This is a genomic window from Gracilibacillus oryzae, assembly GCF_009498735.1.
Classification (GTDB): Bacteria; Bacillota; Bacilli; order Bacillales; family Amphibacillaceae; genus Gracilibacillus; species Gracilibacillus oryzae.
Genome location: NZ_ML762425.1, coordinates 47,679 through 63,127, shown reverse-complemented (window position 1 = coordinate 63,127; position 15,449 = coordinate 47,679). Strand labels below are relative to the sequence as shown.

Sequence of the window (15,449 nt, the reverse complement as noted above, 5' to 3'; positions counted from 1 at the left end):
TTGGTGACCTCCCGTCTCTGATTATTTTAGTAATTAATGACTTGATTTACTTTTTCAATAATGTCCTGGTAATTTGGTAACCAAACTTCTTCTGCTTGCGTAAATGCGTAAACTGTATCTGGAGCAGCAACTGTTAAAATTGGTGCTTCTAGATGCAGTATTGCTCGTTCCTGTACATTTGAAATGATATAAGAAGCCATACCCGCTTGGCGCTGTGCTTCTTGAACCATAACCATATGATTTGTTTTCTCCACAGATTTTACGATTGTATCGAAATCTACAGGCATAACAGTACGGAGGTCAATAACTTCTGCATCAATACCGTCTTTTTCAAGTTCTTCTGCAGCTTTTAATGCTGAGTGAACCATTGCACCATAGGCAACTAATGTTACATCATTTCCTTCACGTACGACATTTGCTTTTCCTAACTCAATTGCATAATCTTCTTCTGGAACTTCTTCACGGAAAGAACGGTACAATTTCATGTGTTCTAAGTAAACAACTGGATCATTATCACGGATAGATTGAATTAACAATCCTTTCGCATCATATGGACCAGAAGGGATAACTACTTTTAAACCAGGTTGTTGTGCAACAAGGCCTTCTAAAGAGTCAGCATGTAATTCTGGTGTGTGTACACCTCCACCAAATGGTGAACGAATCGTAATCGGTGCATTCATTGTGTTTCCTGAACGATAGCGTAAACGTGCCATTTGCCCGCTGATAGCATCCATTGCTTCATACACGAAACCGAAGAATTGGATTTCAGGAACCGGACGGAAACCTTGTGTAGCAAGACCAATGGAAATACCTGCAATACCAGATTCAGCTAATGGTGTATCAAACACACGATCTTCGCCGAATTCTTTTTGCAGTCCTTCTGTTGCACGGAAAACCCCGCCGTTTTGGCCAACATCTTCCCCGAATACTAATACATTTTCATCATTTTTAAGTTCAACGCGTAAAGCATCAGTGATTGCTTGAATCATTGTCATTTGAGCCATGATTTACTTCGACTCCTTTGCTTGATATTCTTCCAATTGTTCCTCCAAGTGAGCTGGAAGTGTTTCATACATGTTATTAATAAGTTCTGTTACTTTTTGTTTTGGCTGTTCGTCTGTTTTCTTGATTGCCGCTTTAATTTCTTCTTTTGCTTTTTCAATTACTTCATTTTCTTCTTCTTCAGACCATAGTCCTTTTTCTTCTAAGAACTTACGGAAACGAACGATTGGATCTTTTTTCTCCCATTCGCTGTCCATATCTTCTGTACGATAACGAGTTGGATCATCACCAGCCATTGTGTGTGGTCCATAACGGTATGTTAATGTTTCAATTAATGTAGGGCCTTCACCGTTAACTGCACGCTCTCTAGCTTGTTTAGTTGCAGCATATACAGCTAAAATATCCATACCATCAACTTGAATTCCATCAATTCCAGCAGCCACTGCTTTTTGTGCCAAAGTTTTAGCAGCAGTTTGCTTTTCTACAGGTACAGAGATTGCGAATCTGTTATTTTGCACAACAAAAATTGCTGGCGCGCCATAAGCACCTGCAAAGTTAATTCCTTCATAGAAGTCACCTTGAGATGTACCACCATCACCAGTGTAAGTAATAGCAACAGCTTTCTTTCCGCGTTTTTTCATACCGATTGCTACACCAGCAGCTTGTGTGTACTGTGCACCAATAATAATCTGCGGGCTTAGTGCATTCACACCTTCAGGGAACTGGTTTCCATGATAATGACCGCGAGAGAAAAGAAATGCCTGGTATAGCGGAAGTCCATGCCAAATTAATTGTGGAACATCACGATAACCCGGTAAAATAAAATCCTCTTTTTCAAGAGCAAACTGTGTTCCTAATTGAGATGCTTCCTGTCCTGCTGTAGGAGCATAGAAACCTAAACGCCCCTGACGATTTAATGCGATAGAGCGTTGATCAAGAATACGTGTATAAACCATGCGATACATTAATTCTTTTAATTCTTCATCTGAAAGTTCAGGCATTGCTTCTTCATTCACAACTTTTCCTTCTTCATTCAGAATTTGAAACGTTTCGAACTGTTCTTCAATATTTTCAATTGTACGTTTCAAAAAATTCACCTCTTCCTTTCTTATGCCAAAATTAATTTATCAAAATTAGCTTTCCCAAAAGATTAAAAATTCTGTACCAAAGTCATTATTATTGCTATACCCAATTTAATTAAATATTAATCAAATCTCCATCCATATAATCTGTTACATATGTTTCGGTAAATAATATTGGTACAATTTTAATACATGTATAGTGTAGCTTATTGATCGGCTTTGGTCAAACACTTTGCAACAATTAGTATATATTTTTTTAAGATGTATAACACGGTGTACTACAAAGGTAAGGTTTGTTGTATCTATCATCTGTTTCATTAACTTTTTTATTCTGTACTAATTTAAAACAAAACAATATCTGCAAGAAAAAAATGCAGATACTCATTAATTTTTCTTCATTACTATTAATTAACTTTTTTTACAATTCACTCCTTTCCCCGAAAGAGCTATCAACTGAATTTTTTTATGTAAATTATGTTAAGTCTTTGTAAATGAGATAATAATTCAGCACAAATATGATATTTTAGGTAATGTCAATTAGGCTTAAAGTAACAGAAACAGATTTATTCGGGGGGTTAATGTATGAAAAGATGGACTATTTACCTGTTAATGTTATGCGTTGTTGCAATTACAGGGTGTTCACATCACCAGGCAGCAGCAGAATCTAAAATAAAAATTGGCATTATGTTATCAGAATCGGGACTTGGGGATCAATCATTTAATGACTCCGCCTTTTATGGATTGGAAAAAGCCCGGGATGAGCTGGGAATCTTATTTGATTATAAAGAATTAGCTGATACTGGAGATTACAAGACAGGTTTTGAAGAGTTGATTGCCCAAGGCTATGATCTGATTATTGGACATGGACCTCTGGCAGAAGAGGATTTAAGAATAGTCGCCGAGGAATATCCGGAGCAGCAGTTTGCCATAGTTGACAGTAACATTGATTTGCCTAATGTACTTAATATTAATTTTAAAGAACAGGAGGCGAGCTTCTTAGCCGGTGCTCTTGCAGGTATGAAAACTAATACAGATATTGTCGGGTTTATCGGCGGGGAAACCAGTCCGGTAACTCAACAGCTTTTTAGTGGGTTCAGACAAGGTGTTGCGGCAACAAATCCGGAAGCTGAAGTGTTAGAACGATCTGCTGGAACTTCCAGCGATGAGGATCTCGGCGCAAAATTGGCATTTGAGTTAGTTGTTGAGGGGGCTGATTATATCTTTCCTCCAGCCGGAACTACAGGTAAAGGTGTAATTCAGAGGGCACAGGAATCAGGCGGATACACATTTGGGCTGAACTCTGATCAATTCTATTTAGGGGAAGAAACAGTTGTTTCGTCAGCGATGAAAAAAATAGATGTAGCTCTATTTAGTATCGCAAAAGATCTTGTGGATAATGGTGAACTAACGATAGATGAATTAGAACTTGGACTGAAAGAGAATGGTGTCGGTCTTGCACCAATTCGGGTAATAGCAATGACAAAAACAGAAGAGGAACGTTTAAATGAATTGAAAAATAACATTATTAACGAATCCATATTAGTAAATGAGTAATGGAAAGTAGGTCATGAAATGAATATTAAACAAAAGCTGAGAATCATTACTTTATTACCACTGCTAATCGCATGCATTATTATGGCTATTATCGTTGTGCAAATGACTCGCATTCACTCTTCCAACAGTGAGCATGTTGGGAATCTGCTTGATGTGGAAAAATTAAATAGTGCGATCGTTTCCATCGAACAAGGACTTGGAAGCTATTCTCTAAATCGTACAGAGGCAGATGCAGATACTGTAAGAGACAACCTTGATACCAGCTTTCACATTTTAGCGAATTTAGATGACACCACAAATGCCAGCGAGCATGTTGGTATAGTTGACAACAAACTTCACTCTCTAAATGAACAGGTTTTAGAGGCTTTAGATAGTAAAGATGTTTCCGAAGCAAAGCGGCAATCCATTCGGACAAGAGGAATTCAAAATGACATACATAACTTACGATTGATAGTTGACCAAAGTTACCAACAATCTTTAACCAAACAGACAGATGTCATTAATTATATTATCGTCTTTACCATTGTCTCTGGCTTGATTCTATTGCTGGGCACCGGAAGTTTTTCCTATATGATGACAAACCGGATCATTATTCCTATTAAGAATCTGGTGAATCATGCGAATGAAATTGCAAATGGAAATTTGAACCAGACAATTGATCCAACATCGAATAAAGATGAAATCGGCCAGCTTCAGAACAGTTTTGTGAAAATGAAACAAGATTTAAAAGATCTGATAGCAAATTTATTAGAAACTTCGCAAAATATTGCGGCATCAAGTGATCAACTTAGTATTAACGCTGATCAGACTACAACTGCTATTGAGAAAATATCACGAAATATCGTGGAAATGTCAGATGGCTCAGAAAAACAACTTTATTTGGTGCAGGATTCTAATCAAAACGTTCATCAGATAGCGCAGGACATTGAACTTATTTCAAGCCAGATCGGTCTTGTTACAAATTCATCCAACGAAGCTTCTGCAAGGTCTCTTGAAGGGATGGAAACAATCACAAGCATCAGTGAGCAAATGACTATTATTAACCAGCATACTGAAGAGACAAACAAAGTTATGAAAAAATTAGATAATCATTCAAAGGAAATCAATAAGATTGTTGACTTAATAACAGATATTGCAGAACAAACGAATTTACTAGCATTAAATGCTGCGATAGAAGCAGCACGTGCAGGTGAACAAGGAAAAGGGTTTGCAGTTGTAGCCAATGAGGTAAGGAAATTGGCAGAAAAATCTGGACAATCCGCTCGACAAATCAGTGAATTAATTACAAAGATGCAGAATACAACGACGAATATTATCCAGTCAATGGCGAATGGAAATAAAGCCGTCAAGCAAGGCAGTGAACTTGTAACCGAAGTGAATGAAGCTTTCGATAATATTACCGGAGGAGTTAATGCAATTAAACATCATATGAAAGAAGCTTCTTCTTCCATAAGCATGATTAATACAAACAAGGATACCTTAATTAAATCAATGGCAAATGTTTCTGACATAACTGAAACCTCTACAAGCTATTCACAGGAGGTAGCAAATGCGACTGAGGAACAAAATGCGTCCATTCAGGAAATAGCTGCAGCTGCTAAGATATTAGCGGAGATGGCACAAGATCTGCAAAAAAATGTCCGCAGATTTAATATTTCTTAGCAAACGTAAAAATAGCCTTCGCTCAGCGAAGGCTATTCTTCAAATTCTACATTTAATCCTGATTTTTCATAGAACTGCTCTTTCAAATAATTGTACGAATCCGTATACTGGTTAAACGAATCATTTAATTCAATTACATTGTCATATGTTGTGTTTACTAAATTGATTTGCTCCAGCAATTCGTCTTCTGTTAAATCTTCTTTGGTAAACAGCTCATATAATTTTTGATCTTCATCTAAAGATTTCAAGTATGCTTCATTGTATCATTTCATTGGCAATAGGTCTTACCTCTTCATTTAAATTCTCAACTGAATCATTCACCTTGTTAAATTCCTCTTCTGCACTTGTAATGCTTTCTTTTTCTTTATTCAGTAATGACCTGCGTTCCTCAATATTAGCTAACGCTTTGTCTTTCAATTCTATTATTTTATCCATATCATCTGCAGATAACTCAATCAACTGATTATAAATTGTCTGCTCTTCTTCTTCTAATTTCATAAACGGGTCTTGTTGCTCAGCAAAAGGCTGTTCCAGTTCCACCGCTTTCTCTAAATGTTCATACATTTGATTGGCAGCCGATTCACCACTGCATCCTGCCAATGCAATAATAAAAAATATACCAAATAATAATTTCTTCATAATAAATTGACTCCTTTTTGTTTATTTCATCCAATAGCCTCTAGTATAACATATTTAAGAGATAAATCTTTATTTGCTTTATATTCTTTTATGCTATTATTGTATGTACATAAAAAGTATATTTCTCTATATCATTAATATAACTTTTTATATGAAATAATAAAGTATTTTGTTTATAAAGAGGTGTTTTAAATGTTAACAATGAAAGATATTGTCAGAGAAGGGGATCCAGTGCTCCGCAATATGGCAGAAGAAGTGGAACTGCCTCCAACTGAAGAGGAAATAGCAACACTCCATGAGATGCTCACATTTCTGAAAAACAGTCAAGACGAAGAAATAGCCGAAAAATATGAACTTCGGGCAGGGGTTGGATTAGCAGCACCACAGATTGGTTTACCCAAACGGATGATAGCTGTCCATTTTCAGGACTTTGATGAAAAAGAATACAGCTATGGATTATTTAATCCTAAAATTATCAGTCATTCTGTTGCGAAAACTTATTTGACTGGCGGAGAAGGCTGTTTATCAGTAGATAGAGAAGTTCCAGGATATGTACCCAGATATAATAAAATAACTGTAAAGGCAACAGACCTGAATAAAAATGAGGTTAAATTAAAGCTAAAAGGGTATGCAGCAATTGTTTTTCAGCATGAAATTGATCATTTAAACGGCGTTATGTTTTATGACCATATAAGTCAGGAAGATCCATTTCTTATTCCTGATAATACGGTTGCCTGTGACGAATAAAAAAACCAAACGCAAAGCAAGCCGGACAACTGCTTTGCGTTTGGTAAATATAATTTTCAGTCAATCAGTTTTAACCTTTTTAATCCTTTACTTAACCCATCATCATCTACATGATCTGTAACGAGGTAAGCTTTTTTCTTCAATTCCTCAACAGAATTCCCCATTGCAATACCATAACGCACTGTTTCAATCATTTCTAAGTCGTTTAATCCGTCTCCAAATGCATAAGTATCTTTCCAATCAATGTTTAATTCATTAATAAACTGTTCAATTCCGTGAGCTTTTGAACCAATTCTAGGAAGGACATCACATGAATATTCATGCCATCTTACAAATCTAAACTGTTCAAGATTTTTTTCATAGTAAGTTTGCTCATGCGCTTCATTAAACAATAGTGCCTGAAAAATCGGTACTTTTTTATAATATTCAGCATCTTCATCTGGGTATGCTTTCTTCAGACTATTCATTCCTGATTCAATTTGCGGATGATCAGATACAGTGGCTCTCATTTCATCTACCGATTGAAAAATAATCGGATGACTGGATTTTGAGCTGAATTCCATTAATTGTTCCATTTGTTCAGCACTGTAAAAATTCTCATGTACAACTTTCCCTTGATGAACTGCATATTGTCCGTTAAAACTTATATATGAATCAATATCTAATTCTGCCAGGATATCTTGAAACATAAAAGGTGCTCGTCCCGTTGCTATTGCAACAATGACACCTCGCTCTTTCAATTTGTTAACAGCATCTTTTGTTGATTCAGGAATTTTTTTCTCATGATCCAGAATAGTGCCGTCAATATCAAGAAAAACAACTTTTTTACTCACTAACCTTCTCCCTCTCTTTTTATCAATTCATTATTTTTGTCCCCGGATAACATTATATCATCTCAATCAAGCGAATAAGTATCTTTATATGGAGAAAAATAAACACTAGATACAATTAATGAAAGTGTAAATCCCATATTTTTCACTGTTTTTAAAAATTCTTTTGAAAGATTACAGCTTTTTTGTTTCAAAAAATGTTAAATCATACTATACTATAAAGTAATAGGGATTGGATCGGTTCATTGAGTACCTACTTTTCTTTTCTAAATTATTAGGAAGGAGTTGGAAGTAGTTATGTTAAAGCGTTTGAAGGAAAAGCTTAAAAAACGATGGAGAGATGTAATTAGGAGACGTGTACCAACTACAATGCAGCATTCTAAATTTAATAGCAAGTTATCCAAACAAACCATAGGATCAAAGAAAAAATAAATTCAGTAATGGAACTAGAAGGAGAGATAAAATGGTATATAAAGTCTTATATCAAGAAGATGCACTTGAAATACCTGTACGTGAACACACAAAAAGTCTATACGTTCGTGCGCAGACAGAAAGAGAAGTTCGACAATTTTTAAAAGAAAGAAATGTAAATATAGAGTTTATCCAATTATTAAATGACCAGCACTTAGCATATGAACAGCAATCTGAGTTTTTCCGAGTGGAGAATGACTAAATATGAAATTTGTTAAAAATGATCAAACAGCAGTATTTGCATTAGGTGGATTGGGTGAAATTGGAAAAAACACATATGCTGTTCAATTCCAAGATGAAATCATTCTAATTGATGCAGGTATTAAATTTCCTGAAGATGAACTACTGGGAATTGATTATGTTATACCTGATTACACCTATTTAGTTCAAAACCAGGATAAAATTAAAGGATTATTTATCACTCATGGACATGAGGACCACATTGGTGGAATTCCTTATCTACTAAGGGAGATTAATGTTCCAATATATGCTGGAAAATTAGCGATTGGTTTAATTAAAAATAAATTGGATGAACACGGCTTACTTCGCAAAGCAAAGCTGCACACGTATCAAGAAGATGACATATTTAAATTTAGAAAGACTGCTGTATCTTTCTTTAGAACAACCCACAGCATCCCTGATTCCTATGGTATTGTAGTGAAAACACCTCCTGGTAATATTGTTCATACAGGAGACTTTAAATTTGATTTCACACCAGTTGGTGAACCAGCCAACTTAACTAAAATGGCAGAGATAGGTAAAGAAGGCGTGTTATGTCTTCTTTCTGATAGTACGAACAGTGAAGTACCAGGATTTACTCTGTCTGAACGCGTAGTTGGCGATAGTATAAATGACATTTTCTCAAGAGTTGACGGAAGACTGATCTTTGCAACTTTTGCATCTAATATCCATCGTTTACAACAAGTAGTAGAAGCTGCTGTCAAACATAATCGTAAAGTTGTTGTTTTTGGCAGAAGTATGGAAAGTGCAATAAAAATTGGCCAGGATTTAGGATATATTCGTGCACCAAAAAATACCTTTATTGAACCTAGCCAAATAAATCAATTACCAGCAAATGAAGTGACAATACTTTGTACTGGCTCTCAAGGTGAACCGATGGCAGCCCTATCGCGCATTGCTAATGGGACACACCGCCAGATTCAGATTATTCCTGGTGACACTGTTGTGTTTTCCTCTTCCCCAATCCCTGGAAACACACTCAGTGTAAGTAAAATTATCAACCAGCTTTATCGTGCTGGAGCAGATGTAATTCATGGTCCGCTAAATGATATTCATACTTCGGGTCATGGTGGACAACAAGAGCAAAAATTAATGTTACGGTTGATTCAGCCTAAATACTTCTTACCAATCCATGGAGAATACAGAATGCTGAAAGAACATACTAAATTAGCTGAAAGTTGTGGAATACCTCCTAAAAATAATTTTATTATGGATAACGGAGAAGTACTTGCATTAGGCAAAGACCAGGCAGGTATTGCTGGTAAAATCCCTTCCGGATCTGTTTATGTTGATGGCAGCGGTATTGGAGATATTGGTAATATTGTATTAAGAGATCGCCGGATTTTGTCTGAGGAAGGTCTGGTAATTGTTGTTGTAAGCATCAATATGAAGGAATTCAAGATTGCTTCAGGGCCAGATATTATTTCAAGAGGTTTTGTTTATATGCGTGAGTCAGAAGATCTAATTAATGACGCTCAGAAAATAGTGGCAAAACATTTAGATAAAGTAATGGAACGACGAACTACTCAATGGTCAGAAATTAAAAACGAAATTACAGATACAATTGCACCATACCTTTATGAAAAAACGAAACGCCGCCCAATGATTTTACCTATCATTATGGAAGTTTAAAATCAAATTGGGACAAGCGCTGAGGAATTGTTTGAAGCTGACAATTCCAATGGATACTACCCTATTAATGAAAAAACCCTGACAATACTGTCAGGGTTTTTTCTAATCTTCTACAACTAAATTCTTTTCGAAGCGGGAGATATCTTTATCTGCCCCTATTACTATTAATACATCATCTCTCACTAATTTCTGATCTGCCATTGGGGACACATTTATTGATTTCTCATTTGCTTCCTTAATAGCAACAACGTTACAGCCGTATTGTGCACGGATATCCAATTCAAGCAGGGTTTTTCCGTCCATTTTCTTTCCAGCTTTCACTTCAACAATACTATGGTCATCAGATAGTTCCAGATGATCCAGTATGTTAGTTGAAATAATGCTGTGAGCAATCCTTCGCCCCATATCTCTTTCCGGATGGACTACATGATCTGCACCGATTTTATTCAGAACTTTTTCGTGATAATCATTTTGCGCCTTTACTGTTATTTTCTTTATGCCAAATTCTTTTAACATTAATGTCGTTAAAATACTCGCTTGAATGTTCTCCCCTATTGCCACAATAACATGATCAATATTTCTTATTCCCAATTCTTTAAGAACATTTTCATCTGTTGTATCTGCAATTACAGCATGTGCTGCAATATTTTTATATTCATTTACTTTGTCTTCATGGATATCTATAGCCAGAACATCCATCCCTTCAGCACTCAGCTCCCTGCAGATACTGCCTCCAAAGCGCCCTAAACCTATCACTGCAAATTCACGTTTCATTCTATTTCCTCCAAAATAATTCGTATAACTCCGCCATTATTTTATCACAGTTTAGAGTTGATTTGCAGTTAACATTCAATTTATTACAACTTATAATGCATCCAACATATCAAATTGGGATTTTACCAACTCGTAATATTCTCCTCTTTTACTCATTAATTCATCATGATTGCCTTGTTCGAGAATACGGCCGTGTTCCAGAACGATGATCTTATCAGCTTCACGGATTGTTGAAAGGCGGTGGGCAATCATAATTGCTGTTCTGCCTTCTAACAATCGTTTGAGTGCTTGTTGTATTTGGACCTCTGTTTCTGTATCAATACTTGCAGTTGCTTCATCCAGAATCAGAATTCTTGGATCTGCGAGTAATGCACGTGCAAAGGATAACAACTGTCTCTCCCCTGCAGATAAGATATTACCCCGTTCCTCTACTTCCGTCTCATATCCTTTGGAGAGACGCTTAATAAAGGCATCTGCACCTACTATTTTTGCAGCATCTCTTACTTCTTCATCAGTCGCTTCAGGGCGTCCAAACCGAATATTTTCCATGATGGTGCCTGAAAAAATAAACGTATCCTGAAGAACAACAGATATATTGTTCCGTAAACTGGAAAGCTTCATGTCTCGTAAATCATTTCCGTCAATCTTCACAGCACCTTGAGTAGGATCATAAAAGCGACTGATCAGGTTGGCGATGGTTGATTTACCTGATCCCGTATGGCCTACTAGTGCTACTGTCTGTCCTTGCTTCATCTCTAATGAGATTTCATGCAAAGCAATTCGATCTTCATCATATGAGAATTGGACTTTATCAAATTCGATATGTCCCTTCATGTTTTTAAAGTCTTTTGCGTTTGATTTTTCGTTCACATTAGGCTGCTCATCCAGGAATTCGAATATTCTTTCAGATGAAGCCATTGCTACTAACAATTGGTTATAGATCTGACCCAATCTGGAGATCGGCTCCCAGAACATTCCAAGGTAAAAGGCAAAGGATACGAAAGTTCCTACACCGATTTCACCTGCAATGATTAAATGCGCTCCATACGAAATTAATATAACGGTACCAATGGCATTGCTCATTTCTACAAATGGACCGAAATAAGCACTTTTCTTCATCGCAATACGTTCCATCTCGTAATTATCTGTGTTGACACCATTAAAAAATTCGGTGTTTTCTTTTTCTTGTGAGAAAGACTGAGTAATGCGAATCCCTTGCATACTTTCATTTAAATGTGAATTCAATCTTGATTTTTGAATTCGTACATTTTGCCATGACCTGCGAATATTGCGGCGAAGTTTTGTCGAGATAAAAAACATAATCGGTAAAATAACTAAAACAGCTAATGCTAATGGCGGGCTTAATGCGAATAAAATAACAATAATCCCAAATAGCATGACAACATCCATTAACAAATTTATAATCCCATTTGTAAATAATTCTTGTAACGAGTTAACATCATTTAAAATACGTACAAGGATCGAACCCGCAGATCTTTTATCAAAAAAGTTATGTGATAATCTTTGAACATGAGAAAACAATTTTGTTCTTAAATCATATATAACTCTTTGACCTAAAATATTCACCCATTTAATACGAAACCTGTTGGCAACATAACTCAATAAATAGAGAATTGATATACCGATAATCAGATATGTTAATAAGTTAACATTTTGATCAGTTATTGCCTGATCTATCGCTACATTACCTATCAGAATTGGTACAACAAGCCTGACTATCGTGGAAATTAGCATAGCAACAATAGCAGCAGGCAACAGTGTTTTCATATATGGTTTTAAAAATTCTAATAAGCGGAGCATCTGTTTCCAGTTAAATGGTTTCTCTACCGCCTGATCTAACGGATAGTAAAACCTTTTTAGGTGCGGACTGTCTTTTTTCATTTCTTTAGCAGTTAATGATTTAGCCATTTCGTATCCCTCCCCTGTCTATATTGACTGCATTACAGCATCTTTATCTTTATATTGGATATCATATATTCTTCTGTACGGCCCATTTTGACTAATCAATTGGTGGTGAGTCCCTCTTTCTACAATCGATCCTTCGTTTAATACTAAAATTTCATCAGCGTGTTTTAATGATGAGATACGGTGTGCAATAATAAAAGTTGTTCTGTCTTTCATTACTTCTTTTAATGCCTTCTGAATAAGAAACTCTGTTTCCATATCCACCGCAGAAGTAGCATCATCAAGTACCAAGATACGTGGATCAATTAATATCGCTCTTGCAATGGCAATTCTTTGCTTCTGACCGCCAGACAATCCCATTCCTCGCTCACCTAGCATAGTGTCATACCCTTTTGGCATTTGCATAATAAACTCATGAGCCTGGGCTCTTTTAGCCGCTGCAATAATATCATCCATTGAAGCATCTGGATTACCGTAGGCAATATTTGCTTTAATCGTTGTAGAGAAAAGAAATGATTCTTGTAATACAAAACCAATTTGCTTTCTCAATCCTTTTAAATCATAAGCACTAGTTGGTTTACCATCAACAAGCACTTTACCTTGATCCGGTTCATAGAATCTTGTTATAAGCTGGGTAATGCTGGTCTTCCCTGCACCTGTAGGTCCTATTAATCCAACTACTTTTCCTGGTGGTGCATCAAATGAAATATTCCTTAATGCGGCATCATCATCCTCAATATAGGTTAAAGACACATCCTGGAATGTAACATGGCCTTTAAAGCTGTCTGCAGCAACAGGCTGGTCTTCCTCTATAATATCTTCTTTTGCTTCGAGAATTTCTAATAGCCTTTCCCCTGAAGCCTTTGCCTGGGAAAACTGATTCACAATAAAACCCAAGTGCATAAGAGGTCCGAGTATATACGTAACTAAACTGAAAAATGCGACTAGCTCACCAAGTGACAACTGATTATTAATAACTAAATATCCCCCATAAACCAGCAATGCAACCATACTGACATTCCCAATAAACTCCATCAACGGGAAATATTTCGCCCAGATATTAGATGTTTTTATATTCACTTCGCGATAATTAACATTATTTACAGAAAAACGGTCAATTTCAAAATCTTCTTTTGATAATGATTTAACCGTGTTCATACCGCTGACATTTTCCTGAATTCTGGTATTAAGGCTGCCTAATGATTTTCTTATACTGCGGAATGCCGGGTGAACTTTACGGTCAAACTTATAAACGATAACAGCTAGAAATGGCATTACCGCCATTGTAACAATTGCCAACGGAACAGAGTAATAAAACATAACACTGAGACTTATCACCATTAACAAAGTAACACGTATTAATTCTTTGAATCCTGCTGCCAAAAAGAACCGAAAGCCTTCCACGTCCATCGTTAAACGTGACATCAGATCACCCGTCCGGGCATTATCATAATATGTAAATGATAAACGTTGCAATTTTTTGTACAATTCGTCACGTAAAACATAAACTGATTTAACACCAAACAAATCACCTAAATATTGTTGCAAAAAGTTAGCGACCCCTTTAATTACCATTAATCCAACAAAAGCAATAGCCAGATAAGGAATTAACTGGTACTCTCCAGGTGTAACAACATCATCAATTGTCCTCTGTAATATTATTGGATAGGCAACTGTGATTGCGGTTACAAATAAAACAGACAAAACGGATAACAAGAAATACTTTTTAAAAGGCCAATAAAATTGCTTTAGTTTTTTAAATGTTTCCATCCTTTGCACCCCCTAATTTTACGTAAATATAAATATAACGGTTTACGAAATAAAATGCCACCCTTTCGACTCAATTTCTAAAATTTTTATATAAATACTAACAAATAGATATGTGGACAAATGCAGTTCTAGGCTGCAGATTATAATAATTACACTTTCTTCCCTATTATATTGTAAATTACGATGATTTTTGTATGTAATATGTGAATTATTTGCTTGACGGCATACCTTTCCCTTATTATTAGGATGTCAACAACTTAAGAGGAGGAGAAATATGCTTAATTTTGATTTTGATTGGGATCTTATTTTACGGCAAACTATACAGGTTGGTGGCCAGCTTATCATCCTGTTAATTGCTTTCCTGATTATTTCACCAATCGCAAAAAGAGCCATATCAAGAATGATCAAAAAATCAACATCCCATAAAAATGTATCAGAGGCACGTGCATTAACATTGGAAAAATTGTTAGTTAACATTTTTTCTTACACATTAATTTTTGTATTTATCGTCATGTTTTTTGGAATTATAAATATAGAAATTGGACCACTGATCGCAAGTGCAGGTGTAGTTGGATTAGCCATTGCATTTGGTGCCCAGGGACTAGTCAGTGATATTGTTACTGGATTTTTTATATTATTGGAAAAGCAAATCGATGTTGGTGACTATGTAACTGTAGCAGGTTATGACGGGATCGTTGAGGAAATTGGCCTGCGAACAACACAAATCCGCGGCTTTGATGGCACATTGCATTTTGTCCCTAATCGTAATATATCCGGAGTAAGCAACCACTCTCGCGGGAACATGCGTGCACTTGTCGATATCGGGATTAGTTATGAAGATAATATTGATGAGGCAATTGGTGTATTAAAACAAATTTGTGATGAATTTGCAAATGATGAACGATTTGTAGAAGGGCCAGACGTTCTTGGTGTACAAGCATTCGGATCAAGTGATGTTGTATTGCGTATACTAGGTAAAACCGAAAACATGGCTCAATGGTCTGCAGAAAGAGACTTAAGAAAACGGATTAAAGAAGAATTTGATGCAAATAATATTGAAATTCCATATCCACACCAAGTGAATATAACAAAAAAAGGCTAAAAAAACCGGGGTTTCCCG

At 36.0% G+C, this 15,449-nt stretch carries 12 protein-coding genes and 1 pseudogene; 6 read left to right on the top strand and 7 right to left on the bottom strand.

The features are described 5' to 3' along the window. Window positions 1–26: 26 nt before the first annotated feature. Together F9U64_RS03010 and pdhA are read right to left on the bottom strand one after the other, a co-directional pair. A complete protein-coding gene (locus tag F9U64_RS03010; RefSeq protein WP_153401537.1) occupies window positions 27–1,004 on the bottom strand; it encodes an alpha-ketoacid dehydrogenase subunit beta in 978 nt (325 codons plus the stop codon). 3 nt (window positions 1,005–1,007) lie between these two features. Then, complete coding sequence (gene pdhA / locus F9U64_RS03005; protein ID WP_153401536.1) at window positions 1,008–2,090, bottom strand: pyruvate dehydrogenase (acetyl-transferring) E1 component subunit alpha; 1,083 nt, start codon at window positions 2,088–2,090, stop codon at window positions 1,008–1,010. A gap of 576 nt (window positions 2,091–2,666) precedes the next feature. Here pdhA and F9U64_RS03000 point away from each other — a divergent pair. Both F9U64_RS03000 and F9U64_RS02995 read left to right on the top strand, forming a co-directional pair. Continuing rightward, the gene (locus tag F9U64_RS03000; protein WP_153401535.1) at window positions 2,667–3,638 is read left to right on the top strand and encodes a BMP family lipoprotein; all 972 of its coding nucleotides are present in this window, start codon (window positions 2,667–2,669) and stop codon (window positions 3,636–3,638) included. 18 nt (window positions 3,639–3,656) lie between these two features. Further along, window positions 3,657–5,300, top strand: a complete 1,644-nt coding sequence (locus F9U64_RS02995; protein WP_153401534.1) for a methyl-accepting chemotaxis protein — start codon at window positions 3,657–3,659, stop codon at window positions 5,298–5,300. 32 nt (window positions 5,301–5,332) lie between these two features. On the opposite strand, the pseudogene F9U64_RS23460 reads toward F9U64_RS02995, so the two are convergent. Continuing rightward, window positions 5,333–5,939, bottom strand: a pseudogene (locus tag F9U64_RS23460) (YkyA family protein). 192 nt (window positions 5,940–6,131) lie between these two features. Here F9U64_RS23460 and def point away from each other — a divergent pair. Then, window positions 6,132–6,686 carry a peptide deformylase gene (gene def, locus F9U64_RS02985; RefSeq protein WP_153401533.1) on the top strand — a complete coding sequence of 185 codons (555 nt, stop codon included), beginning with the start codon at window positions 6,132–6,134 and terminating at the stop codon, window positions 6,684–6,686. A 56-nt stretch (window positions 6,687–6,742) separates the two neighbouring features. Here the strand turns inward: def and F9U64_RS02980 are convergent, their stop codons facing one another. Continuing rightward, window positions 6,743–7,519: a Cof-type HAD-IIB family hydrolase gene (locus F9U64_RS02980; protein ID WP_153401532.1), complete on the bottom strand. Its 777-nt coding sequence runs from the start codon at window positions 7,517–7,519 to the stop codon at window positions 6,743–6,745. Window positions 7,520–7,979: 460 nt separating this feature from the next. Between F9U64_RS02980 and F9U64_RS02975 the strand changes: the two genes are divergently transcribed. Both F9U64_RS02975 and rnjA read left to right on the top strand, forming a co-directional pair. Continuing rightward, the gene (locus tag F9U64_RS02975) at window positions 7,980–8,189 is read left to right on the top strand and encodes a DNA-dependent RNA polymerase subunit epsilon (RefSeq protein WP_153401531.1); all 210 of its coding nucleotides are present in this window, start codon (window positions 7,980–7,982) and stop codon (window positions 8,187–8,189) included. A gap of 2 nt (window positions 8,190–8,191) precedes the next feature. Continuing rightward, complete coding sequence (gene rnjA, locus F9U64_RS02970) at window positions 8,192–9,859, top strand: ribonuclease J1 (protein ID WP_153401530.1); 1,668 nt, start codon at window positions 8,192–8,194, stop codon at window positions 9,857–9,859. Window positions 9,860–9,961: 102 nt separating this feature from the next. On the opposite strand, the gene F9U64_RS02965 is transcribed toward rnjA, so the two are convergent. The 3 genes from F9U64_RS02965 to F9U64_RS02955 all read right to left on the bottom strand — a co-directional run bounded on the left by F9U64_RS02965 (window position 9,962) and on the right by F9U64_RS02955 (window position 14,329). Next, a complete protein-coding gene (locus F9U64_RS02965) occupies window positions 9,962–10,633 on the bottom strand; it encodes a potassium channel family protein (RefSeq protein ID WP_153401529.1) in 672 nt (223 codons plus the stop codon). Between the two features lie 90 nt (window positions 10,634–10,723). Further along, a complete protein-coding gene (locus tag F9U64_RS02960) occupies window positions 10,724–12,562 on the bottom strand; it encodes an ABC transporter ATP-binding protein (RefSeq protein ID WP_153401528.1) in 1,839 nt (612 codons plus the stop codon). Window positions 12,563–12,580: 18 nt separating this feature from the next. Further along, complete coding sequence (locus F9U64_RS02955) at window positions 12,581–14,329, bottom strand: ABC transporter ATP-binding protein (protein ID WP_153401527.1); 1,749 nt, start codon at window positions 14,327–14,329, stop codon at window positions 12,581–12,583. 274 nt (window positions 14,330–14,603) lie between these two features. On the opposite strand from F9U64_RS02955, the gene F9U64_RS02950 reads away from it, so the two are divergent. Further along, entirely contained in the window at window positions 14,604–15,431 is an 828-nt protein-coding gene (locus tag F9U64_RS02950; RefSeq protein WP_153401526.1) for a mechanosensitive ion channel family protein, read from the top strand. The last annotated feature ends 18 nt before the right edge of the window (window positions 15,432–15,449 follow it).

Coding starts and splice junctions, on each gene's coding strand:
- F9U64_RS03010 (WP_153401537.1), bottom strand. CDS start 1,004: ATGGCTCAAATGACAATGATTCAAGCAATCACTGATGCTTTACGCGTT.
- F9U64_RS03000 (WP_153401535.1), top strand. CDS start 2,667: ATGAAAAGATGGACTATTTACCTGTTAATGTTATGCGTTGTTGCAATT.
- F9U64_RS02995 (WP_153401534.1), top strand. CDS start 3,657: ATGAATATTAAACAAAAGCTGAGAATCATTACTTTATTACCACTGCTA.
- def (WP_153401533.1), top strand. CDS start 6,132: ATGTTAACAATGAAAGATATTGTCAGAGAAGGGGATCCAGTGCTCCGC.
- F9U64_RS02975 (WP_153401531.1), top strand. CDS start 7,980: ATGGTATATAAAGTCTTATATCAAGAAGATGCACTTGAAATACCTGTA.
- rnjA (WP_153401530.1), top strand. CDS start 8,192: ATGAAATTTGTTAAAAATGATCAAACAGCAGTATTTGCATTAGGTGGA.
- F9U64_RS02965 (WP_153401529.1), bottom strand. CDS start 10,633: ATGAAACGTGAATTTGCAGTGATAGGTTTAGGGCGCTTTGGAGGCAGT.
- F9U64_RS02960 (WP_153401528.1), bottom strand. CDS start 12,562: ATGGCTAAATCATTAACTGCTAAAGAAATGAAAAAAGACAGTCCGCAC.
- F9U64_RS02955 (WP_153401527.1), bottom strand. CDS start 14,329: ATGGAAACATTTAAAAAACTAAAGCAATTTTATTGGCCTTTTAAAAAG.
- F9U64_RS02950 (WP_153401526.1), top strand. CDS start 14,604: ATGCTTAATTTTGATTTTGATTGGGATCTTATTTTACGGCAAACTATA.